We start from the raw sequence: 21,109 nt of genomic DNA, 5'->3' as shown, positions 1-21,109 counted from the left end.
GAGCAGGTTTGATGCAAATCCTTCGCTGCATCGCGCTGTCAGCGGCGATCGCATTGCTTCCGGGCGCAGCCTTGTCGCAAGGCAAGGCCGCCCCGAAGGATGCGAAGCTCTATTTCATCACGCCGCATGACGGACAGAAGGTTCGTGGTGGCTTCTGGGTCAGGTTCGGCTTGCGCAATATGGGAGTCACTCATGCCGGCGACGACTACCAGAACGCCGGTCATCACCATCTGTTCGTCGACGTCAACGACCCCATCGATTCCAAGGAGCCGATCCCGCAGGACAAGTCGCACCTGCATTTCGGCGCAGGGCAGACCGAAACCTTGCTCGACCTTCCGCCGGGGACGCACACGTTGCAACTGGTGCTCGGCGACGCCAGGCACTATCCGTTCGAGCCGCCTGTCGTGTCGGAGAAGATCACCATACGCGTCAGATCGCCTGCTTTAGAGCGGCGGAGATGATCACCGCAGGCTGGCGTTGATCTTGTCCAGCACCGCCGAACCCGGGCACAGCGTGTCCGCCTCCAGCGTGTTGAGCGGCGTGGCGACCGTGTTGAGGTGCTCGTGCAGGTCTTCGGCGTCGGGGTCGACGTAGAGAAGCCCGGTGACGATCTGGCCCTTGGCGGCGTGCCGCGCGAGGAAGGTCTGGGCCCCGAGCCGATCATGCGGATCGTAGTCGGCGTCGATCTTGCGCAGTGCGATCTTGCTGCCGTCGTGCTGCTCGACCATTTGCACCGTGCCGGGCGCGTAGTCGACGGCAATGGGATCGCGGCCGACCAGCACGTCGAGCCGGTTCACGGCGTCGTTGTGCTCGCGGACATAGTCGAAGCTCTTGGTCGAGCCGGCATGGTTGTTGAAGGCGATGCAGGGGCTGATGACGTCGATGAAGGAGGCGCCCTTGTGGCGGATCGCGGCCGCGATCAGCGGCACCAGCTGGGTCTTGTCGCCGGAGAAGCTGCGCGCCACGAAGGTGGCGCCCAGCTGCAGCGCGATCGCGACGAGGTCGATGGCGTTGTCGGTGTTGGTGACGCCCTTCTTGGACTTCGAGCCGCGGTCGGCGGTGGCCGAGAACTGGCCCTTGGTCAGCCCGTAGACGCCGTTGTTCTCGACGATATAGGTCATGTTGACGCCGCGCCGGATCGAGTGTGCGAACTGGCCGAACCCGATCGACGCGGAATCGCCGTCGCCGGACACGCCGAGATAGATCAGATCGCGGTTGGCGAGGTTGGCGCCGGTGAGCACGGATGGCATGCGGCCGTGCACGGAGTTGAAGCCGTGCGAATTGCCGAGGAAATAGTCCGGCGTCTTCGACGAGCAGCCGATGCCGGAGATCTTCGCCACCCGGTGCGGCTCGATCGAGAGCTCGTAGCAGGCCTCGATGATCGAGGCCGTGATCGAATCATGGCCGCAGCCGGCGCACAGCGTCGAGATCTTGCCCTCGTAGTCGCGATGGGTGTAGCCGAGCTCGTTCTTCTTGAGGCCGGGATGATGGAATTTCGGCTTTGCGATGTAGGTCATGACACGGCCTTGCGGAGCGGGGTCACCTTGAGGTGATCCTGGTGGTCGCCAATGGCTTTCGCGATGAAACGGGCGGTGATCGGCGAGCCGTCATAGTGCACGATCGGCACGAGGCGCACCGGGTCGATGCCGTTCTCGTTGACGATCAGCTGGCGGAGCTGGCTGTCGCGGTTCTGCTCGACGACGTAGACGAAATCGTGCTCGGCGAGGAAGCTCGCCACGCTCGAATGGAATGGGAAGGCGCGGATGCGCAGGCGGTCGAGCTGATGCCCGCGCGCTTCCAAGAGACCGATCGCCTCGTCCATCGCCGGCGAGGTCGAGCCGAAATAGATCACGCCGTATTTGGTCGGCCGCTCCGCATTGGCCTGCAGCGGCCGCGGTACCAGGTCCTGCGCGGTCTCGAACTTGCGCATCAGGCGCTGCATGTTGTCGGCGTAGACCGAGCCTTCCTCGGAGTAGCGCGCATAGCGATCACGCGAGGTGCCGCGGGTGAAATAGGAGCCTTTGGTCGGGTGCGTGCCGGGATAGGTGCGGTAGGGGATACCGTCGCCGTCGACGTCGAGATAGCGGCCGAAGTCGCGCCCCTCTTCCAGCATCTCCTCGGTCATCACCTTGCCGCGGTCGTATTGCCTTGCGTCGTCCCACTTCAGCGGGCGGCAGAGCCGGTGGTTCATGCCGATGTCGAGGTCGAGCATCAGGAAGATCGTGGTCTGCAGCCGCTCGGCGAGATCGAAGGCGGCGGCCGCGAACTCGAAGGCCTCGGCGGGATCTTCGGGGAACAGCAGCACGTGCTTGGTGTCGCCATGCGAAGCATAGGCGCAGGCGATGATGTCGCATTGCTGGGTGCGGGTCGGCATGCCCGTCGAGGGGCCGGCGCGCTGGATGTTCATGATCACGGCCGGAATCTCGGCGAAGTATGAGAGGCCGATGAATTCCGTCATCAAGGAGATGCCGGGGCCGGAGGTTGCGGTGAACGCGCGGGCGCCGTTCCAGGACGCGCCGATGACGATGCCGATCGAAGCCAGCTCGTCCTCGCCCTGCACGATCGCATACTTCGCCTTGCCGGTCTCAGGGTCGTGGCGGTACTTCTTGCAATGGCTGGTGAAGGCTTCCGCCACCGACGAGGACGGAGTGATCGGATACCACGCGCACACCGTCGCGCCGCCATAGACGGCGCCGAGCGCGGCAGCGCTGTTGCCCTCGATGAAGATGCGGTCGCCGACCTTGTCGGATTTCTTCACCCGCAGCCCGAGCGGGCATTTCAAATTCTGCAGCGCCCAGTCGCGCCCCAAATGCAGTGCGTGGACGTTGGAGGAGAGCAGTTTCTCCTTGCCCTTGTACTGCTCGCCGATCAGCTGTTCGATCAGCTTCGGGTCCATGTCGAGCAGCGCCGAGAGCGCGCCGAGATAGATGATGTTCTTGAACAGCTGGCGCTGGCGCGGATCGGTGTAGGTCGAGTTGGTGATGGCGGTGAGCGGCACGCCGATCACGGTGATGTCGTCGCGGAATTTGGTCGACGGCATCGGCTTGGTGGAATCGTAGAACAGATAGCCGCCGGGCTCGATGCCGGCGACGTCCTTGTCCCAGGTCTGCGGGTTCATCGCGACCATCATGTCGACGCCGCCGCGGGCGCCGAGATGGCCGTCCTCGGTCACCCGCACCTCGTACCAGGTCGGCAGGCCCTGGATGTTGGAGGGGAAGATGTTGCGCGGGGAGACCGGGACGCCGTGCCGCAGGATCGCGCGTGCGAACATTTCGTTGGCGCTGGCCGAGCCCGAGCCGTTGACGTTGGCGAAGCGGACGACGAAGTCGTTTACGCTGCTGATCGGCTTTTTGTCGGGCATGTCGAACCTGCGTGGGTCATCTCGATGAAATATTTCTGCATGTCCCAGGCGCCGGTGGGACAGCGCTCGGCGCACAGTCCGCAATGCAGGCAGACGTCCTCATCCTTCACCATTACGCGCCCGGTTTTGAGATCCGAGGAGACGTAGAGGTCCTGGTCCGGATGCGGCGAGGGCGCCTTCAGGCGCTGGCGCAGGTCGCTTTCCTCGCCGTTGCCGGTGAAGGTGATGCAATCCATCGGGCAGATGTCCGCGCAGGCATCGCATTCAATGCAGAGCGAGGTCGAGAACACGGTCTGGACGTCGCAGTTCAGGCAGCGCTCGGCTTCGCCCAGCGCCAGCTTGACGTCATAGCCGAGCTCGACCTCGGCGCGGATGTCCTTCAGCGCGATCACCTTGTCGCGATGCGGCACCTTGTAGCGCTTGTCGATCGAGATGTCGTTGTCATAGCTCCATTCGTGGATGCCCATCTTCTGCGATGAGACATGCACGTCGGGCAGCGGACGCTCGGTAATGTCCTCACCCGAGAGCATCTTGTGGATCGACAGCGCGGCGTCATGGCCGTGCGCCACCGCCCAGATGATGTTCTTCGGGCCGAATGCAGCATCGCCGCCGAAGAACACCTTTGGATTGGTCGAGGCGAATGTCTTGGGATCGACCTTGGGCATGTGCCATTTGTCGAACTCGATGCCGCAATCCTGCTCGATCCAGGGGAAGGCGTTCTCCTGGCCGACCGCCACCAGCACGTCGTCGCAGGGAATGGTCTGATCGGGATCGCCCGAAGGCACGAGGTTACGGCGGCCCTTGGCGTCAAATTCGGCTTTGACGTGCTGGAAGGTGACGCCGATGAGCTTGCCGGCGACGTGCTTGAATGCAACCGGCACCATGTAATTGAGGATCGGAATATCCTCGTGGATTGCGTCCTCCTTCTCCCACGGCGAGGCCTTCATCTCCTCGAAGCCGGAGCGCACGATCACCGTGACTTTCTCGCCGCCGAGGCGGCGCGCGGTGCGGCAGCAATCCATCGCGGTGTTGCCGCCGCCGAGCACGATCACGCGCTTGCCGATCTTGTCGACATGGCCGAACGAGACCGAGGCCAGCCACTCGATGCCGATATGGATGTTGCCAGCCGCTTCCTTGCGGCCGGGAATGTCGAGCTCGCGGCCGCGCGGCGCGCCGGAGCCGACGAAGATCGCATCATATTTCTCCGCGAGCAGTGCCTTCATGCTCTCGATGCGGTGGCCGCCTCTGAACTCGACGCCGAGACCCAGGATGTAGCCGGTCTCCTCGTCGATCACCGAATTGGGCAGGCGGAATTTCGGGATCTGCGTGCGCATCATGCCGCCGGCTTCCGGATCGGCATCGAACACGGTGCAGTGATAGCCGAGCGGCGCCAGATCGCGCGCCACCGTCAGCGAGGCCGGACCACCGCCGACGAAGGCAACGCGTTTGCCGTTCTTCGGTGAGGGGCGCGGCAGGCGCTGCTTGATGTCGTCCTTGAAATCGGCGGCGACGCGCTTGAGCCGGCAGATCGCGACCGGCGTCTCCTCGACACGTCCGCGGCGGCACGCCGGCTCGCATGGACGATCGCAGGTGCGTCCCAGAATTCCGGGAAACACGTTCGATTTCCAATTGATCATGTAGGCGTCGCTGTAGCGGCCTTGTGCGATCAGTCGGATATATTCGGGAACCGGGGTGTGCGCAGGACAGGCCCATTGGCAATCGACCACTTTGTGAAAGTAGTCGGGGGCCGCGATATCGGTCGGTTTCATTCCTACCCTGTCCGCGCAGGCTCAAAGACCCGGCGGCCTCTTCTGAGCTTGGCGAACGCTTAACGCGCGTCGATCTGGTTTCTGAATGACGTCATTGGGTTAGCTTATTAGAACCTCTCCGAAGTACAACGGCAAAGTTTTGCGCGTCCCCTCTTTCATAGGAGCCACGCGCGCATAGCATTAGCGGCCGCGCGCGGTGCGCGTGCGGTGCAATATGTTGCGATGCAGATATGTTCAGCCGCGTGCGATATCGCTCTTCGCGAGGTCCCACATCAGGCTGTAAGTCCCGACCGAGACGGGCAGCGGGAAGGGTGATGCAGCAGGGCCGGTGAAGCGCTCGGCGATCACGGCCGAGACTGCGCCGACATGCGTGCCGTCGATCAGCACGAACCAGTCGCGTGCGCCTTCGTTGCGCACCGCCGGAATGTCCGCCGTTGCGCCAGACAATTCCGGCTCGCTCTCGAGCAGATGCATGGAGATGATGCCGTCGCGCTTCTCCGGCGCCAGCTTTTCTTGCAGTGCATCACGCCAGGGCGTCGCATTGTCGGGCGTCGGCCGCAGCCGCACCACGCCGAGCGCAGCGCCGCGGCCGGTGCCGTTGCTGATGGTAATGCGAGCGGCGACACGGAGCATGTCCTTGAAATGCGCCATGCTCCGCCGCGACCATTCGGTCTGATTGGCAAGCCGCGCCCGATAGGGCGGACTGTCGAGCACGTCGAGCGTCGCAGTCGAGTACAGCGAGAGATATTTGGGATTGGCGGCATGCGCGACATAGCGCCGCGCTTCCAGAAAGCCCTCGATCGCAACGCGCTCTTCCAGATGCTCGCGATCATACCAGCGGTTGAAATCGGCCTCATTGGCTGTGTCGATATTCATCGACGTCAGCAGCATGCCCTTTCCGGCGAGCGGCATTCTTCTTGTCCTCTCATCGCCCGATCTTCGAAGCAAGGTCCGCGATCGACTTCATCACCGCATCCCTCACGCCGGTATCATAGAGCGAATGTCCGGCTTCTTCCACGATGCGAAACTCGGAACCCGGCCAAACTTTCGCGAGCGCGTGTGATGTCTCAGGGGGGCACAACAGGTCGTAGCGGCCCTGCACGATAATGCCGGGAATGCCGGCGAGCCGGTCCGCGTTCCGCAGCAGCTGGTCTTGGTTCATGAAGCTGTCGTTGCTGAAGTAATGCGCCTCCATGAACGGCGTCGCCGGCAGCGTGCGCCAGACGTTCAGCGACGCCAGGTCCAGCCGCGTCTTGGCCGCCTTGTGCTCCGACAATGCGCGCTCGGTGTCGTGCCAGGCGCGGGCCGCGGGTCCGTGAACGGCCGGATCGGCATCGAGGATGCGGCGATAATAGGCTTCCACCGGATGCGCGCGTTCCCCGGGCGGCAGCACGCTCAGAAAATCCTCGTAGAGTGCGGGATAGAATTGCGGCAGGCGTACCGTGAAGGCCGTCTCGACCTCCGCCCGCGTGCCCAGAAAGGTTGCACGCAGCGCGATGCCGCAGACGCGCTCGGGATGGGCCTGCGCGTACGCCAGCGCCAGCGTCGCGCCCCAGGAGCCGCCGACTACCATCCAGCGGTCGAAGCCGAACTTGTCGCGGATTTTCTCCATGTCGGCGATCAGATGGGCCGTGGTGTTGTGCTCGCGCGATCCCTTGGGACGGCTGCGGCCGCAGCCGCGCTGGTCGAACAGCACGGCGCAGAAGCGGTCGGGATCGAACAGCCGGCGATGATCGGGCTGGCAGCCGCTGCCGGGCCCGCCATGCAGATAGATCGCGGGAATGCCGTCGCTGCGGCCGACGCTCTCGACATAGAGCTCATGGCCGTCGCCGACGTCGAGCATGTCGGAGGTCAGCGGCGCAAAGGGATCGGCGCGCCTCGCCGCTGTGCCTGCGTCGGCGTCAGGCCCCATTCTCGGATTCCAGAGTACCGCCGGCGAAGTTGCGATAGAGGAAGCGGCTGGTCTCGCCCTCGGCCTCACGCTCGGCCTGCTTGAAGATGGTTTCGTGCAGCGGCGACAGCGCGCAGGCCGGATCGGTGTTGGCGGCGTCCCCGGTCAGCGCAAAGGCCTGGCAGCGGCAGCCGCCGAAATCGATCTCGCGGAATTCGCAAGACTTGCACGGCTCCTTCATCCAGCCGGTGCCGCGATAGCGGTTGAAGGCCTCCGAGTTCTGCCAGATCCAGGCGATCGAATGATTGGAGCGGACGGATTCGAAGTCGAGCCCGGTGATGCTCTCGGCGGCGTGGCAGGGCAGCACCTTGCCGGCTGGCGAGATGTTGAAGAATTGCCGGCCCCAGCCGCCCATGCATTTCTTCGGCCGCAGCGCGTAATAATCAGGGACGACGTAGTCGATCGCAAGCGTGCCCTTCAGCCGCTCGCGCGCCTCCTCGACGATGCGCGTACACTCGTCCAGCTGCGCCACGGTCGGCATCAGCGCGGCGCGGTTCTTCAACGCCCAGCCGTAATACTGCACATTGGCGACCTCGAGCCGGTCGGCGTCGAGATCGATGGACATCTGGATGATATCAGGCAGCTGATGCAGGTTCTGCCGGTGCATCACCGCGTTCACGGTGAGCGGCAGGTCCAGCTCGCGCGTCCACTTTGCGACCTCGAGCTTCTTGCGGTGCCCGCCCTTGTAGCCGGCGACGCGATCGGCGAGGCCTTCTTCGATGCCCTGGAACGAGATCTGCACATGGCAGAGCCCGGCATCGGCGAGCTCGCCGAGCTTCTCGCGCGTCAGCAGCACGGCCGAGGTGATGAGATTGGTGTAGAGGCCGACGTCGCTGGCATGCTTGACGAGGTCGACGAGGTCCTTGCGCGCCGTCGGTTCGCCGCCGGAGAAATGCACCTGCAGCACGCCGATCTCGGCGAGCTCGCTGAGCACCTTCTTCCATTCCTCCGTGGTCAGCTCCTTGCCGGAGCGATCGAGCTCGACCGGGTTGGAGCAATAGGGGCATTGCAGCGGGCAGCGGTGCGTGATCTCCAGCAGCACCGCGAGCGGAATGCCGAATGTCTCCGCCGTCGAGCGCTGCTTCTCCAGCACCGCGAGGCTGTCGCTGGCGTCAGGGGGGATGATGGGATTGCCGAGCACATCGCTCATGACGTCTTCTCCCGGGCCTCCGTGAGAAAGCCCTTGTCGGCGAGATCCTGCAGCATGACGATGACGTCGGCCAGGATCGCCTCGCGCGGCGCGGCGTATTTCGCCGCCAATTGGTCGGCGATATCGCCGACATTGCGCTCGCCGTTGCAGAGCCGCAAGACCTCGACCGCGATCTCGTCCGGGGCCAGCACCCGTTCCGGTGCCAGGATCACCCAGACCTTCCGCGTCTCGTCATATTTCAGCTTGGCATGCCGCGGCAGCACCGGGCGGCTCGCCTCGCTGACGCTGATGTTCCGCGGCCCGGCCATTCCAGTTCCTCTTCAGCTCGCTTTGGGCACGAACGCGCCCGGCGGAATATTGCCCTCGACATAGGCGTGCTGGAGCGCGTCGAGCTGCACCCATAGCACGTTGGTCTTGAAGATCAGCGCGTTGCAGACGGAGGCGCGCTCCTCCGGCGTCCGCGCATGCGTCCGGACATAGTCGAGCGCGAAATTGGCATCGCGCGGCGCCTGCGTCAGGCGACGCTTGAAGTAGCTCATGATGTCGGGGTTCACGAAGTCGTAGTGCTGCAACATGCCCGCGATGCGCTCTTCATGGATGCTCGGCGCGAACAGTTCGGTGAGCGAGGAGGCGATCGCCTCCAGCGGGCTCTTCTCGCGGCAATAGTGGACGTAGGCTTCGACCGCGAAGCGCGTCGCCGGCAAGATGCCTTCGGTCGATTCCACGTAAGCCGTGTCGAGCCCGAGTCCTTCCGTCAGCTTGATCCAGCGCTCGATGCCGCCCTCGGAGCCGACATCGCCGTCATGGTCCTCGATGCGGTGGCGCCATTCCAGGCGCGTGGCGCGGTCGCGGAAGCGCGAGATCACCACCGCGTCCTTGATCGGGATCGTGCTCTGGTAATAGTAGCGGTTCAGCGCCCAGGCCTGCACCTGGCCCTTGTTCAGCTTGCCGCCGTGCAAGAGCTTATGGAACGGGTGCAGGCTGTGATAGCGCGTCGCGCCGATGTGGCGCAGCGCTGCCTCGAGCTCCTCGGCCGAGTTGAGCCTCAAATCCTTGCCGATCGAGAGCGCAGTCATTCCAGTCATTGACGCCGCATTCACAGCACGATCTCCGTTCCATCCGCCGGTATCTGCCAGCCCGCCGCCTCAGCGGCCTTGCGCTCGGATGAGGCGGGCAGCAGCGCCGGGTTCGAGTTATTGATATGCAGAAATATCTTCCTGTCGATAGCGAGGTCGGCCAGCCGTGCGATGGCGCCGTCCTCGCCGGACATGGCGACATGTCCCATGCTCTTGCCGGTCTTGTGGCCGAGGCCGCATTTGATCATCTCGTCGTCCTGCCAGACCGTGCCGTCGAAGAACACGAGCGAAGCGCCGTCGATCTCGGCCTTGAGCGCATCGGTCACCTCGGCGCAGGCGGCGATGAAGTAGAAACACTTGCCGGTCGCCTTGTCGGTGATCTTCAGGCCCAGCGTGTCGCCGTCGCCGCTCTCCCCGCCCGGATGCGCCTTGCCTTCCAGATACCAGGCCGACTTGCCGGGGACTGCGAAGGCCAGCACTTCCAGCCCCGATCGCGCGCCATCCGGTAACCGCGGTTCGAACGGCTCGCTGATGGCGATCGGCTGGCGCCGCACGTGCTTCTCGTTCAGCACGTTGAAGATGCTATTGCTGGCCAGGATCGCCAGCACCTTCTCATGCGCATAGATCGTGAACGGCGAACTTTCGCGCATCGAGAGCAGGCCTGCCACCGCATCCACTTCGCTGTTGGTCAGGATCACGCCCGCAATCGGCGTATGGCGCAGCGCCCCGGCCTTGGGGTGCAGTTGCGGCGTGGCATTCAATTGCTGGCGCAGGTCCGGGGAGGCGTTGATCAGGAACCAGTGCTCGCCATCGCCGCTGAAAGCGACCGAGGCCTGGGTTCGATAAAGCTCATGGCCGTTCGCACGGGCCGCCCGGCAGCCCTCGCAGCCGCAATTCCATTGCGGCACTCCGCCGCCGGCTGCGGCGCCCAGGACGACGACGCGAAGCATGATCCGTCTCCTGGAAGCAACGTCACGGAGGTGGATCTCAGGCCGACACGATTTCCCTCATTCGGAAACCGGTCGTGACCGAAAGACCCACCTGCGCTGAACGCAGATCACCAACCGCTTACTTGCGGGTGGCGCTCACATACATGTTGATTTCCATGCCGCAGGGCACTTCGACGATCTTCGGGGCTTTCCAGGCCATTTTGGCACTCCATTTTCGCGAATTCGGACGTATCCGCCCACCCGTTAAATTAGTGCGCGCGGAGAAGTTCGCCAGTGAAATTTTCCCGAGAAGGCCATGTTGCGCCGCGAAAAATGCCATTGGGAACACCACCTCTGAGGTGCTGCCTTGCGTCCGGCGCATTCGGTCGCGAAGCCTGTCCTGATAAAGCAGTTGTGAGTGCAGTGCAGCTTTCAATCCGGTACAGGCGACTCTAGCTGGATCTCGATGATGCCCAGATATTTCTTCAACACCCGTATCGGCGACGAACTGATCGTGGATCCCGAAGGCGAGGACCTGCGCAACCCCGACCGCGCCTGGGAGGTCGCCCGCCAGATGATCCTGGAGGTGGTGAAATCCGAGGGCACCCAGCGCGCCCTGCTGGACGCCGTGATCGAGGTGACCGACGCCGAAGGCGAGATCGTGCTGGAGTTCCCCTTCACCGAAGCGCTGCTGGACATCCCGGACGCGTCCGCGACGCGGCATTGAGGCCGACATTGTACTGAAACGCAGCCGCGGCGGCGGTGTGCTCCCTCTCCCGCTTGCGGGGGAGGGCTGGGGAGAGGGTGTCTCGACAACGAAGACTCCCCAAGCGGAGAGAACCCTCACCCGCGCCTTCGGCGCGACCTCACCCGCAAGCGGGAGAGGTTATCGAGCCCGCTCCTCGATCCAGCAATCAATTGAGAGCTCACCTCCCGCCCTTCGCCTCTGCGAAATCCGCATGGCTTTGCCGCGTTCCCGGCGCTAAAAGACGCCGGTTACACGGAGCAAGCCATGCAAGATCTCTGGCGCCTGTCGGCTGCCGACCTCGCCACCCTCGTCAAGTCCAAAAAGGTGTCCGCCAGGGAGGCGGCCAAGGCCGGTCTCGCCCGCCTGGATGCGGTCAATCCCCAGCTCAACGCCGTGATCGACCACCGGCCGGACGACGTGCTCAAGCAGGCCGACGCCGTCGATGCCGCCATCGCGCGGGGCGAGGACCCCGGCGTGCTCGCCGGCGTGCCCGTCACCATCAAGGCCAATGTCGACCAGGAGGGCTTTGCCACCACCAACGGCCTGAAGCTCCAGCGCGATTTGATCGCGCGGGAGGACAATCCGGTGGTCGCCAATTTCCGCAAGGCCGGCGCCGTCCTGCTAGGCCGCACCAATTGCCCGGCCTTCTCCTATCGCTGGTTCACCACCAACCTCGTCCATGGCGACACCAAGAACCCGCGCGATGCTTCGCTGACCCCGGGCGGCTCGTCCGGCGGCGCCGGTTCGGCGGTTGCGGCCGGCATCGGCCACATCGCTCATGGCACCGACATTGCCGGCTCGATCCGCTATCCCGCCTATGCCTGCGGCGTGCACGGCCTTCGCCCGACGCTCGGCCGCATCCCCGCCTTCAATCCGGCGCTGCCGGAGCGTCCGATCGGGCCGCAGATCATGGCGGTGTCGGGTCCGCTGGCGCGCACCGTCAACGACATCAGGATTTCGCTGGCTGCGATGTCGGCCCGCGACATCCGCGACCCCTGGTTCGCACCGGTGCCGCTCGAAGGCCCAGCGCGGGAAAAGCGCGCCGCGCTCTGCCTCAATCCCGGCGGGCTTGCCACCACGCCGGAGGTGAAGGCGGCGGTGAGCGATGCCGGCAAGCGGCTGGAGCGCGCCGGCTGGACCGTCGACATCATCGAGGATACGCCGCCGATGCGCGAGGCGGTCGAATGGCAGATCAAGCTCTGGCTCGGCGACGGCTATGAGGCCCAGCTGGAGATGGCCGAGCGCGAGGGCGATCCCGGCGCGCTGGCGTGCCTGCGCGGCAACCGCGCCAGGGTCACGCCGATGGACCAGGCCAACTATGCCAAGGCTCTGACCCGAAGAGCCACGCTGACCCGCGACTGGATGCTGTTCTTCGAGAAATACGCCGTGCTGCTGACGCCGGTGTCCGGCGAACTGCCGTTCCCCGATCATCTCGACCGCAAGGACGAGGAGTCCTTCAAGCGGGTCTGGGAAGCACAGCTGCCGCAGATCGCCATTCCCTTCATGGGTCTGCCGGGCCTCGTGGTCTCCACGGGTCTCGTCGGCAAGGCGCCCGTCGGCGTGCATATCGTCTCGGGCCGCTATCGCGAGGATCTCTGCCTGCTCGCAGGCGAGGCGATCGAGGCGGGCGGCGTGCCGCCGTCGCCGATCGATCCCGTGGGTTAGCGATGTCCGCGATCTACGATTTCAAGGCCAACTCGCTCGCGGGTGAGGAGGTTGCGCTCCGCCGCTTCGAGGGGCAGGTGCTCCTGATCGTCAACACCGCGAGCAAATGCGGCTTCACGCCGCAATATCGTGGCCTTGAGGATCTGCACCGCGATCTCTCGCCGCGCGGCTTCTCCGTGCTCGGCTTTCCCTGCAACCAGTTCGGCGCGCAGGAGCCGGGGCCGGCAGCTGAGATCCAGGCGTTCTGCTCGACCAATTACGACGTCACCTTTCCCCTGTTCGAGAAGATCGACGTCAACGGTGCCCATGCGCACCCTCTGTATGAGTACCTGAAACACCAGCAATCGGGCCTGTTAGGGGCCTCCATCAAATGGAATTTCACCAAATTCCTGGTGGACCGTCAGGGCCGCGTAATCGCGCGCTACGCGCCGACCGCACGGCCCGAAGGATTGCGGAATCAAATCGAGACCCTGTTATGAGCGAGACAATCATGAGCGACGAATTTCCGGACCGCCTGTCGGTCGATCCGAACAGCCCCTTCTACAACGCGGACATCCTGTCGCGCGACGTCGGCATCCGCTTCAAAGGCGTCGAGAAGACCAATGTCGAGGAGTACTGCATCAGCGAAGGCTGGGTCCGCGTCACCGCAGGGAACGCCAAGGACCGCCACGGCAACCCGCTGACCATCAAGGTGCACGGGCCCGTGGAGCCGTATTTCAGGGATAAGAAGTGACGGCGAAGCCGTCATTCCGGGGCTCGCGTAGCGAGAATCCGGAATCTCAAGATTCCGGGTTCGATGCTGCGCATCGCCCCGGAATGACGAAAAGAGAAAGTTGATACCCCATGTCCGTCCGCATCGTCGACGTCCGCGAGATCACCAAGCCGATCTCCTCGCCGATCCGCAACGCCTATATCGACTTCACCAAGATGACGACGAGCCTCGTCGCCGTCGTCACCGATGTCGTGCGCGACGGCAAGCGCGTGATCGGCTACGGCTTCAACTCCAACGGCCGTTACGGGCAGGGCGGGTTGATCCGCGAGCGTTTTGCCTCGCGCATCAGCGAGGCCGATCCGAACTCGCTGCTGAATGCGGCCGGCGACAATCTCGACCCCGACAAGGTCTGGGGCGCGATGATGACCAACGAGAAGCCCGGCGGCCACGGCGAGCGTTCGGTCGCAGTCGGCACCATCGACATGGCGGTGTGGGATGCGGTGGCCAAGATTGCCGGCAAGCCGCTGTTTCGCCTGCTCGCCGAACGTCATGGCGTCAAGGCTAATCCGCGCGTCTTCGTCTACGCTGCCGGCGGCTATTACTATCCTGGCAAGGACCTCTCGATGCTGCGGGCTGAGATGCGCGGCTATCTCGATCGCGGCTACAACGTCGTGAAGATGAAGATCGGCGGCGCGGCAATCGAGGACGACCGCACCCGCATCGAGGCGGTGCTGAAGGAGATCGGCAAGGACGCGCAGCTTGCCGTCGACGCCAACGGCCGCTTCAACCTCGAGACCGGCATCGCCTATGCCAAGATGCTGCGCGACTATCCCTTGTTCTGGTACGAGGAAGTCGGCGATCCCCTCGACTACGCGCTGCAGGCCGCGCTCGCCGAATTCTATCCGGGCCCGATGGCGACGGGCGAGAATCTCTTCAGCCACCAGGACGCCCGCAACCTGATCCGCTACGGCGGCATGCGCCCCGACCGCGACTGGCTGCAATTCGACTGTGCCCTGTCCTACGGCCTGTGCGAATATCAGCGCACGCTGGAGGTGTTGAAGACGCACGGCTGGTCGCCCAGCCGCTGCATCCCGCACGGCGGCCACCAGATGTCGCTCAACATCGCCGCCGGCTTGGGCTTGGGCGGTAACGAGAGCTATCCCGACCTGTTCCAGCCCTACGGCGGCTTCCCGGATGGTGTGCGCGTCGAGAACGGCCACATCACCATGCCGGATCTTCCTGGCATCGGTTTTGAAGGCAAGTCGGATCTCTACAAGGAGATGAAGGCGCTGGCGGAGTAGGGTCGACGGCGTCTCCAACAACTCGGTGTCGTCCCCGCGAACGCGGGGACCCATAACCCCAGGGAGAGGTTATGGAGCGGGCCGGCAACTCCGAGTCTTCGCCAAACCCAACCCTGTGGCTATGGGTCCCGGATCAGCGCTTCGCTTGTCCGGGACGACGACTGAGTTTGCCGCTTACGACAACCGCATATCCAGCAGCCGTCGCCCTTCGCCCTTCAGCAGTTTCTTCACCGCACTCGACGCCACCACCTCGCCGTCATTCGCGTAGGCCTCGTGGTTCTTCTCGATGTCGTCGAGGCGGTAGAGATAGTTGACCATGACGCCGGCGGACTCGCGCAGGCCCTTCGGCGAGAGATCGCCGAGCCAGTTGATGCGCTCCAGCCTGGCGCCGTTGCCGAGATGGAAGCGGGCGACGGAATCGATCAGCTTGCCCTTCGGCGTGCGTGCCTTCAGGAAATAGTGCGCCGCGAGCGGCTCGATCACGGCGCGGAGCTGTGCCGTCGTCTCGGGGCTCTCGAACCATTTGGGGTCGTCGAGGCGCTTCAGCACCTCGCGGTCCTCGTCCGACAGCGGCAGGTCCTTGTCCTGCTTCACCCATGGCATGAAGCCAGGCACCGGCGACAGCGTCACGAAGTTGTCGAGCTTGGGCGTTTCGCGGCGCAGCTCCTCCACCACCTGCTTGATCAGGAAGCTGCCGAAGGAGATGCCGCCGAGACCGCGCTGGGTATTGGAGATCGAATAGAACACGGCAGTGCGCGCGCGCTCGATCGGCAGATACTGGCGGTCGACCGCAAGCAGCGGCGCGATCGCGCCGGGGATCGTCTCGGTCAGCGCCACCTCGACGAAAATCAAGGGCTCGTCGACCATCGCCGGATGGAAGAAGGCGTAGCAGCGGCGGTCGACCGGATCGATGCGGCGGCGCAGATCGTCCCAGTCGGAGATCTCGTGCACGGCTTCATAGCGGATGATCTTTTCGAGGATGTTGGCCGGGGTCGACCAGTCAATCCGGCGCAGCACGAGAAACCCCCTGTTGAACCACGAAGAGAGAAGATGCGAGACGTCGCGATCGAGCGCGGCCAGATCGGTGTGCCCGTTCATCATGCCGAGCAGATCGGCGCGCATGTTGACGAGATCGCCGGTGCCGCCCGGCGCGCGGTTGAGGCGGCGGATCAGCTCCTGCCGCCGCGGCTCCGAGGCGAAATGCAGCGAGCTTGCGTCCTCGTCGCTGGGCGCGGCGCGCCATTTCTCGATCGCCTTGGACAGGCGCTCCCGGTCCGGGCCGAAATCGCGCACCAGTCCGTCGAAGAAGGCGCGGCGTCCCGCCGCATCCAGCTCCCGGTAGATGTCGAGCACCTCACGCGCAATGGCGATGCCCGATGCCTCGCCCCGGCCCGACAGCAGCGCATCGCAGAGATCGATCAGCCCGTCGGCGTCCCGTCTGGTTTCGGCGGACTCGCCACGACGAAGCAGCGTGCGGCCGCGCTCGGAGATGGTGGCGAGCAGATCGGAGAAGAAGGCGTTGGCCATCGGGACTTTCGTGTCGGGTTTGTGCGTTGCAGAAGCTTACATGGGATTTGGGCGGAATCCGATCACAATCAAGCGGAGGAATGCGGCAACTTTAGTTGGGCCGTGCGCTTGGAGAATGCCGGTATGCCTGCCTTCGCGGCAATGCCACCGAGGGCACCGCTACCGTGGGGTGGGCAAAGGCGCACTTGCGCCGTGCCCACGATCTCTCTCGATTGCGAAAAATGCGTGGGCACGCTCCGCTTTGCCCACCCTACGAGTTCTGCGCTCGTATCGACGAGCTACACTTTCCCCGCAAACTCCGTCGGCGTCCGCCCCGTCACCTGCCGGAACGCGGCCGAGAACGCCGGCACGCTGGCATAGCCGAGCTGCGTCGCGAGCTGCTTCACCGAGACATTCGCATCCGTGGAGAGCCGCTGGATCGCCGCGGCGATCCGCGCGCGCTGGCACCAGCTCTTGAAGCTCAGCTGCGTCTCCGTCGAAAACAGCCGCGACAGCGTCCGCGCGGAAGTTCCAACCTCGCGCGCCAGGGTGTCGATGTCGTGCAGCCCCGTGGGGTCGTCGAGCACGATCAGCGCGGCGCGGCGGCAGCGCGGCTCGTGCGGCAGCGGCACGAAGGTCGCGGAATCCTCGGCCTGGTGCAATTCCAGCATCACGAGGCGCACCAAGAGCTCGGTGCGCTCTTCCGTGTTGCGCGCGTCGAACAGCGCGAGGATCGCCTGGTTGAGCAGCGGCGACACCCGCACCACGAATTCCCGGGTCAGGCCGTCATAGCGCTGCTCGCGCTTGAGCCAGGACAGGTCGAAATACAGCGTGCGCATCTCGATGTCGGCGAGCAGGTCGATGGCGTGCTCGAGCCCGGCCGGGACCCACACCGCCCGGTCCGGCGGCACCAGCCACCGCCCTCCGGGCGTCGTCACCTGCATCGTGCCCTTCGCCGCATAGATCAGCTGCGCCTCGCGGTGCAGGTGCGGATCGATCCGCATGCCCTTGGGATAGTCGCGCGCAACCAGGTGCACGCCCGCGGGCGAGCGGTGGTTGCTCCGGACCTCCCGCAGGATTGGCGTTTCCAAGACAGTCATTGGCAGCATCCCGTCATGGGGAGGACATATAACTCATATTGGAGCAGGAGAGGATTCGTATGAACAGCCCCAGCCGGGTGATCAGTTTCGTCAACGCAGGCCATTTCATCGACCATTATGCGATGCTGATCTTCGCCGCCGCCGTCATCATCATGGGGCCGGCGCTCGGCATGGCCTATTCGGAACTCTTGCCCTACGCGACACCGGGGTTCGTGGCCTTCGGCGCCGGCTCGCTGCTGACCGGCTGGCTCGGCGACCGCTGGAGCCGCCGCCACATGATGCTGATCTTCTTCGTCGGCATCGGGGCGTCCATGATTTCGGTCGGGCTCGTGCAGACCCCGGCGCACCTCGGTGCCGCCTTGCTTTCGATCGGCATCTTTGCCTCGATCTATCATCCCGTCGGCACCGCCATGATCGTGTCCTATGCCGACCGGCTCGGCCGCGAGATGGGCATCAACGGCGTCTGGGGCAATCTCGGCGTTGCCTCCTCCGCGCTGGTGACCGGCGTGATCGGCCAGTATCTCGGCTGGCGCTTTGCCTTCATCGTTCCCGGCGTGGTCACCATCCTGATCGGCATCGCCTTTGCGATGATGGTCGTGCACGAGGACCGCAAGGGTTCCAAGCAGGCGGCGGCGCAGGCGCGGGTGGCCAAGCAGGACATGTGGCGCGTGGTGCTGTCGCTGCTGATCGTGGTGATCGCGATCTCCACCACGTTCAACGCCGTCACCGTGGCGCTGCCAAAACTGTTCGCGGAGCGGTTGGCGGATTTGACGGAAAGCCCGGCGCTGCTCGGCGTGATCGCGGCCTGCGTCTACGTGTTCGGCGCGATGACGCAATACACGATCGGACGGCTGCTCGACCGCTATTCGCTGAAGACGGTGGCGCTGCCGCTGTCCTTCATGCTGGCGCCATTCCTGTATCTGGCAGCGAGCCTGAACAATCTGCCGCTGATCCTGGTCTCGATCGGCATCGTCATGGGTGCGTTCGGGCAGGTCACGGTGAACGACGCCATGGTCGGCAAGTACACCAGCGAGGAATGGCGCTCGCGCGCCTACGCCGTGCGCTATTTCATCGGGTTCACCGCGGCGGGCGCCTCGGTCGGCCTGGTCGCCTGGCTCTACGAGCAGGGCGGCTTCGTCACCATGCTGCACGCCTTCGCCGCGCTCTGCCTGCTGGCGGTCGCGGCGGCCATCATCCTGCCCCGCGAGATCAGGACGCCGGCTGCAGTGTGAGGGCCCGTGTCCCGGGCAAGCTGCAAGGCGTAAGCGTTGCGGCGCAGAGCCGGGACCCAGAAAATTGCGGGCAAGTTTCTCGGCGGCATAGGCCCCGGCTCTGCAGCGCACCGCCGAAGAGGCGCTGCGCTGCGGCCGGGGCACCAGCGGGGTGGAACCCGCCCCACCTCCCGCGGGTTCTATCCCCGCGGCCCCGACACCGGGGGTGAAGGGGGAAAGACACCTGCATGCCATGGCGCCTGCTCCGACCGGTCGGCCTTGTCCCCGCGGCGCTTGTCCTCACCACCATTGCGGCCGGTGCTGAGGGCGGCAAATCGGCTGCCCCGTCCGAATTCCTGCTGGTGACGCAGATCGTGCTCCTGATCGCGGTCGGTCGCGGTCTCGGCGAGATCATGCAGCGCGTCGGCCAGCCCTCGGTGATCGGCGAGTTGCTCGCCGGCATTATCCTCGGACCGTCGCTGTTCGGCTGGATCTGGCCGGAAGCGCAGCACGCGATCTTCCCGAAGGCACCCGAGCAGAAGGCGATGCTCGACGGCATCGCGCAAGTGGGCATCCTGCTCCTGCTGCTGCTCACCGGCATGGAGACCGACCTCAAGCTGGTCAGGAAAGTCGGCAAGGCCGCGATCGCGATCTCGATCGCCGGCATCCTCGTGCCCTTCGCCTGCGGCTTTGCGCTCGGCGAGTTCCTGCCCGATGCGCTGCTGCCTAATCCGCAACAGCGCCTGGTCGCTTCGCTGTTCATGGGCACGGCGCTGTCGATTTCGTCCGTGAAGATCGTCGCGGTGGTGGTGCGCGAGATGAATTTCATGCGCCGCAATGTCGGTCAGATCATCGTCGCGACCGCCGTGATCGACGACACCATCGGTTGGATCATCATCGCCGTCATCTTCAGCCTGGCCTCGCACGGCACGCTGGATATCGCCTCGGTGGCGAAGGCCGTGCTGGGCACGCTCGCCTTCCTCGCCGTCAGCTTCACCATCGGGCGCCGCCTGGTGTTCCAGCTGATCCGCTGGGCCAACGACAATCTCGTCAGCGCGGCCGCGGTCATCACGGTGATCCTGCTGTTGATGAGCGTGATGGCGCTGATCACGCATCTGATCGGCGTGCACACCGTGCTCGGCGCCTTCGTCGCCGGCATCCTGGTCGGGGAATCCCCGATCCTGACGCGGCAGATCGACGAGCGCCTGCGCGGGCTGATCTCCAGCTTCTTCATGCCGGTGTTCTTCGGCCTCGCCGGCCTTGCCGCCGATCTCTCGGTGCTGCGTGATCCCAATCTGCTGATGCTCACCGGCCTCCTGGTGGTGATCGCCAGCGTCGGCAAGTTCGGCGGCGCCTTCGTCGGCGGCACGTTGGGCGGCCTGAGCACGCGGGAGTCGCTGGCGCTGGCGAGCGGCATGAATGCCCGCGGCTCGACCGAGGTGATCATCGCGACCATTGGACTCTCCATCGGCGTGCTGAGCCAGAACCTGTTCACGATGATCGTGACCATGGCGATCGTGACCACGATGGCGATGCCGCCAATGCTGCGCGCCGCGCTGGCGAGGCTCCCGATGAACAAGGAGGAGAAGGAACGGCTGGAGCGGGAGGAATTCGAGAAGCGCGGCTTTCTCGCCAATCTCGAGCGTCCTCTTCTGGCGGTGGACGAAAGCGTCAACGCCACCTTTGCCGCCCACATCGCCGGCCTGATCGCCGGCATGAGGGGCCTGCCGATCACCGTGCTGCATATCGGCAAGAGCGCCAAGGAACAGGAGAAGGGCCGCGACCAGGAGGAGAGCCACGAAGCCGTGGTGAAAAAGGCCGCCGAAGTCGTGTCCGCCCATGGCGACGGCGAGGCCGGCAACGTCGATGTCGTCACCCGTGCGAGGCAGGCGGAACTCGGCGAGACCATCGCCGACGAGGCGCGCAAGGGTTTTGATCTCCTGGTCGTTGGCATCGACAAGGTCGTGACGGCCAAGGACCGTTTCGATCGGAGGATCGACGACATCGCTGCGAAATTCGAAGGACCGCTTGCGATCGTCGCGGCCAAGGGCAAGCACCTGAAGCAGCCGGCGCCCGAGGCGCTCAACATCCTCGTTCCCGTCTCCGGCAGCGGCATCTCCAAGCGCGGCGCCGAGGTGGCGGTCGCGCTGGCGCAGGCCGGGTCAGGCTCGCTCCGGGTGATCTATGTCGCGACGACGCGCGACAAGGGCGCGCAGCGCGGCGCCTCCCGTGGCCTCGGCCAGGAGGCGGGCATCCTCAAGGACGCCAGCGATCTGGCCGCCCGTTACGACGTCGACATCACCACCACGCTGCGGGTGAACCGGGCGCCGGAGGCCGCGATCCTGCGCGAGATCGACACCACCGACGTCGACCTCGTCGTCATGGGCGTCGACCGCATCCAGGCTGACCATCTCTCCTTCGGCGGCGTCGCCGACGCGGTGCTCAGGCAGTCGAAAGTCTCGGTGCTGCTGGTGTCGAGCGGCGAGGCGCGGCCGGCGGTGGTGGAGAAGGCTTAGTATGTGGCTGTAGCGGCGTGGACGGTGCGCTCCCTCTCCCGCTTGCGGGAGAGGGTTGGGGAGAGGGTGTTTCCGCATTGGGACACTCCCCAAGAGGAGAAAGCCCTCACCCGC

General features: G+C 64.9%; 20 protein-coding genes. 8 read left to right on the top strand and 12 right to left on the bottom strand.

Translation table 11 applies throughout. The annotated features are described in order from the left end of the window. Positions 1 to 11: 11 nt before the first annotated feature. Positions 12 to 461, top strand: a complete 450-nt coding sequence (locus AABA86_RS00400; RefSeq protein WP_338305374.1) for a DUF4399 domain-containing protein — start codon at positions 12 to 14, stop codon at positions 459 to 461. Here the strand turns inward: AABA86_RS00400 and AABA86_RS00395 are convergent, their stop codons facing one another. The 10 genes from AABA86_RS00395 to pqqA all read right to left on the bottom strand — a co-directional run bounded on the left by AABA86_RS00395 (position 462) and on the right by pqqA (position 10,456). After that, positions 462 to 1,517 (bottom strand): 2-oxoacid:ferredoxin oxidoreductase subunit beta, encoded by a 1,056-nt coding sequence (locus AABA86_RS00395; protein ID WP_212248196.1) that lies wholly within the window; start codon positions 1,515 to 1,517, stop codon positions 462 to 464. Continuing rightward, positions 1,514 to 3,361 (bottom strand): 2-oxoacid:acceptor oxidoreductase subunit alpha, encoded by a 1,848-nt coding sequence (locus AABA86_RS00390; protein WP_212248195.1) that lies wholly within the window; start codon positions 3,359 to 3,361, stop codon positions 1,514 to 1,516. Before AABA86_RS00390 ends, AABA86_RS00395 begins: the two co-directional genes overlap by 4 nt. Continuing rightward, positions 3,331 to 5,130 carry an FAD-dependent oxidoreductase gene (locus AABA86_RS00385; RefSeq protein ID WP_338305373.1) on the bottom strand — a complete coding sequence of 600 codons (1,800 nt, stop codon included), beginning with the start codon at positions 5,128 to 5,130 and terminating at the stop codon, positions 3,331 to 3,333. The genes AABA86_RS00390 and AABA86_RS00385 overlap by 31 nt, the downstream gene beginning before the upstream one ends. A gap of 234 nt (positions 5,131 to 5,364) precedes the next feature. After that, positions 5,365 to 6,042, bottom strand: a complete 678-nt coding sequence (locus AABA86_RS00380; protein WP_338305372.1) for a hypothetical protein — start codon at positions 6,040 to 6,042, stop codon at positions 5,365 to 5,367. 13 nt (positions 6,043 to 6,055) lie between these two features. Further along, the gene (gene pip, locus AABA86_RS00375) at positions 6,056 to 7,042 is read right to left on the bottom strand and encodes a prolyl aminopeptidase (protein WP_338305371.1); all 987 of its coding nucleotides are present in this window, start codon (positions 7,040 to 7,042) and stop codon (positions 6,056 to 6,058) included. Next, on the bottom strand, positions 7,032 to 8,231 hold the full coding sequence (pqqE, locus tag AABA86_RS00370) for a pyrroloquinoline quinone biosynthesis protein PqqE (RefSeq protein ID WP_212248185.1): 1,200 nt from the start codon (positions 8,229 to 8,231) through the stop codon (positions 7,032 to 7,034). Before pqqE ends, pip begins: the two co-directional genes overlap by 11 nt. Then, complete coding sequence (gene pqqD / locus AABA86_RS00365; RefSeq protein ID WP_212248184.1) at positions 8,228 to 8,539, bottom strand: pyrroloquinoline quinone biosynthesis peptide chaperone PqqD; 312 nt, start codon at positions 8,537 to 8,539, stop codon at positions 8,228 to 8,230. Before pqqD ends, pqqE begins: the two co-directional genes overlap by 4 nt. Before the next feature lie 12 nt (positions 8,540 to 8,551). Beyond that, positions 8,552 to 9,307 carry a pyrroloquinoline-quinone synthase PqqC gene (gene pqqC / locus AABA86_RS00360; protein WP_246550257.1) on the bottom strand — a complete coding sequence of 252 codons (756 nt, stop codon included), beginning with the start codon at positions 9,305 to 9,307 and terminating at the stop codon, positions 8,552 to 8,554. Between the two features lie 20 nt (positions 9,308 to 9,327). Then, positions 9,328 to 10,257, bottom strand: a complete 930-nt coding sequence (pqqB, locus tag AABA86_RS00355) for a pyrroloquinoline quinone biosynthesis protein PqqB (RefSeq protein ID WP_212248182.1) — start codon at positions 10,255 to 10,257, stop codon at positions 9,328 to 9,330. 118 nt (positions 10,258 to 10,375) lie between these two features. Continuing rightward, on the bottom strand, positions 10,376 to 10,456 hold the full coding sequence (pqqA, locus tag AABA86_RS00350) for a pyrroloquinoline quinone precursor peptide PqqA (RefSeq protein ID WP_007595659.1): 81 nt from the start codon (positions 10,454 to 10,456) through the stop codon (positions 10,376 to 10,378). A 249-nt stretch (positions 10,457 to 10,705) separates the two neighbouring features. On the opposite strand from pqqA, the gene AABA86_RS00345 reads away from it, so the two are divergent. From AABA86_RS00345 to tarD, 5 genes are all read left to right on the top strand, one after another. Next, the gene (locus AABA86_RS00345) at positions 10,706 to 10,963 is read left to right on the top strand and encodes a DUF6894 family protein (RefSeq protein WP_212248181.1); all 258 of its coding nucleotides are present in this window, start codon (positions 10,706 to 10,708) and stop codon (positions 10,961 to 10,963) included. Between the two features lie 285 nt (positions 10,964 to 11,248). After that, on the top strand, positions 11,249 to 12,649 hold the full coding sequence (locus tag AABA86_RS00340; protein WP_212248180.1) for an amidase family protein: 1,401 nt from the start codon (positions 11,249 to 11,251) through the stop codon (positions 12,647 to 12,649). 2 nt (positions 12,650 to 12,651) lie between these two features. Then, positions 12,652 to 13,128 carry a glutathione peroxidase gene (locus AABA86_RS00335; protein ID WP_212248179.1) on the top strand — a complete coding sequence of 159 codons (477 nt, stop codon included), beginning with the start codon at positions 12,652 to 12,654 and terminating at the stop codon, positions 13,126 to 13,128. Beyond that, on the top strand, positions 13,125 to 13,382 hold the full coding sequence (locus AABA86_RS00330; RefSeq protein ID WP_094893764.1) for a DUF3297 family protein: 258 nt from the start codon (positions 13,125 to 13,127) through the stop codon (positions 13,380 to 13,382). Before AABA86_RS00335 ends, AABA86_RS00330 begins: the two co-directional genes overlap by 4 nt. Before the next feature lie 110 nt (positions 13,383 to 13,492). Further along, entirely contained in the window at positions 13,493 to 14,662 is a 1,170-nt protein-coding gene (gene tarD, locus AABA86_RS00325; RefSeq protein ID WP_212248176.1) for a D(-)-tartrate dehydratase, read from the top strand. Between the two features lie 174 nt (positions 14,663 to 14,836). Here tarD and AABA86_RS00320 read toward each other — a convergent pair whose 3' ends face one another. Both AABA86_RS00320 and AABA86_RS00315 read right to left on the bottom strand, forming a co-directional pair. Next, a complete protein-coding gene (locus AABA86_RS00320; RefSeq protein ID WP_212248175.1) occupies positions 14,837 to 16,189 on the bottom strand; it encodes a malonyl-CoA decarboxylase in 1,353 nt (450 codons plus the stop codon). 278 nt (positions 16,190 to 16,467) lie between these two features. Next, a complete protein-coding gene (locus AABA86_RS00315; protein WP_212246916.1) occupies positions 16,468 to 17,268 on the bottom strand; it encodes an AraC family transcriptional regulator in 801 nt (266 codons plus the stop codon). Positions 17,269 to 17,327: 59 nt separating this feature from the next. Between AABA86_RS00315 and AABA86_RS00310 the strand changes: the two genes are divergently transcribed. Together AABA86_RS00310 and AABA86_RS00305 are read left to right on the top strand one after the other, a co-directional pair. Further along, complete coding sequence (locus AABA86_RS00310) at positions 17,328 to 18,500, top strand: MFS transporter (protein WP_338305368.1); 1,173 nt, start codon at positions 17,328 to 17,330, stop codon at positions 18,498 to 18,500. 227 nt (positions 18,501 to 18,727) lie between these two features. Next, positions 18,728 to 20,995, top strand: coding sequence for a cation:proton antiporter domain-containing protein (locus AABA86_RS00305; RefSeq protein ID WP_338305367.1), 2,268 nt, complete (start codon positions 18,728 to 18,730; stop codon positions 20,993 to 20,995). Positions 20,996 to 21,109: the final 114 nt, after the last annotated feature.

Source organism: Bradyrhizobium sp. TM233 (genome assembly GCF_036247965.1).
In the GTDB taxonomy this organism is placed as follows: Bacteria; Pseudomonadota; Alphaproteobacteria; order Rhizobiales; family Xanthobacteraceae; genus Bradyrhizobium; species Bradyrhizobium ottawaense.
Note: the sequence above shows the minus strand (reverse complement) of the source record. Positions and strands in the feature narration are given on the sequence as shown.

Excerpts from the sequence above, each read along its gene's own strand:
- AABA86_RS00400 (WP_338305374.1), top strand. The coding sequence starts at position 12 with ATGCAAATCCTTCGCTGCATCGCGCTGTCAGCGGCGATCGCATTGCTT.
- AABA86_RS00395 (WP_212248196.1), bottom strand. The coding sequence starts at position 1,517 with ATGACCTACATCGCAAAGCCGAAATTCCATCATCCCGGCCTCAAGAAG.
- AABA86_RS00390 (WP_212248195.1), bottom strand. The coding sequence starts at position 3,361 with ATGCCCGACAAAAAGCCGATCAGCAGCGTAAACGACTTCGTCGTCCGC.
- AABA86_RS00385 (WP_338305373.1), bottom strand. The coding sequence starts at position 5,130 with ATGAAACCGACCGATATCGCGGCCCCCGACTACTTTCACAAAGTGGTC.
- AABA86_RS00380 (WP_338305372.1), bottom strand. The coding sequence starts at position 6,042 with ATGCCGCTCGCCGGAAAGGGCATGCTGCTGACGTCGATGAATATCGAC.
- pip (WP_338305371.1), bottom strand. The coding sequence starts at position 7,042 with ATGGGGCCTGACGCCGACGCAGGCACAGCGGCGAGGCGCGCCGATCCC.
- pqqE (WP_212248185.1), bottom strand. The coding sequence starts at position 8,231 with ATGAGCGATGTGCTCGGCAATCCCATCATCCCCCCTGACGCCAGCGAC.
- pqqD (WP_212248184.1), bottom strand. The coding sequence starts at position 8,539 with ATGGCCGGGCCGCGGAACATCAGCGTCAGCGAGGCGAGCCGCCCGGTG.
- pqqC (WP_246550257.1), bottom strand. The coding sequence starts at position 9,307 with ATGACTGCGCTCTCGATCGGCAAGGATTTGAGGCTCAACTCGGCCGAG.
- pqqB (WP_212248182.1), bottom strand. The coding sequence starts at position 10,257 with ATGCTTCGCGTCGTCGTCCTGGGCGCCGCAGCCGGCGGCGGAGTGCCG.
- pqqA (WP_007595659.1), bottom strand. The coding sequence starts at position 10,456 with ATGGCCTGGAAAGCCCCGAAGATCGTCGAAGTGCCCTGCGGCATGGAA.
- AABA86_RS00345 (WP_212248181.1), top strand. The coding sequence starts at position 10,706 with ATGCCCAGATATTTCTTCAACACCCGTATCGGCGACGAACTGATCGTG.
- AABA86_RS00340 (WP_212248180.1), top strand. The coding sequence starts at position 11,249 with ATGCAAGATCTCTGGCGCCTGTCGGCTGCCGACCTCGCCACCCTCGTC.
- AABA86_RS00335 (WP_212248179.1), top strand. The coding sequence starts at position 12,652 with ATGTCCGCGATCTACGATTTCAAGGCCAACTCGCTCGCGGGTGAGGAG.
- AABA86_RS00330 (WP_094893764.1), top strand. The coding sequence starts at position 13,125 with ATGAGCGAGACAATCATGAGCGACGAATTTCCGGACCGCCTGTCGGTC.
- tarD (WP_212248176.1), top strand. The coding sequence starts at position 13,493 with ATGTCCGTCCGCATCGTCGACGTCCGCGAGATCACCAAGCCGATCTCC.
- AABA86_RS00320 (WP_212248175.1), bottom strand. The coding sequence starts at position 16,189 with ATGGCCAACGCCTTCTTCTCCGATCTGCTCGCCACCATCTCCGAGCGC.
- AABA86_RS00315 (WP_212246916.1), bottom strand. The coding sequence starts at position 17,268 with ATGACTGTCTTGGAAACGCCAATCCTGCGGGAGGTCCGGAGCAACCAC.
- AABA86_RS00310 (WP_338305368.1), top strand. The coding sequence starts at position 17,328 with ATGAACAGCCCCAGCCGGGTGATCAGTTTCGTCAACGCAGGCCATTTC.
- AABA86_RS00305 (WP_338305367.1), top strand. The coding sequence starts at position 18,728 with ATGCCATGGCGCCTGCTCCGACCGGTCGGCCTTGTCCCCGCGGCGCTT.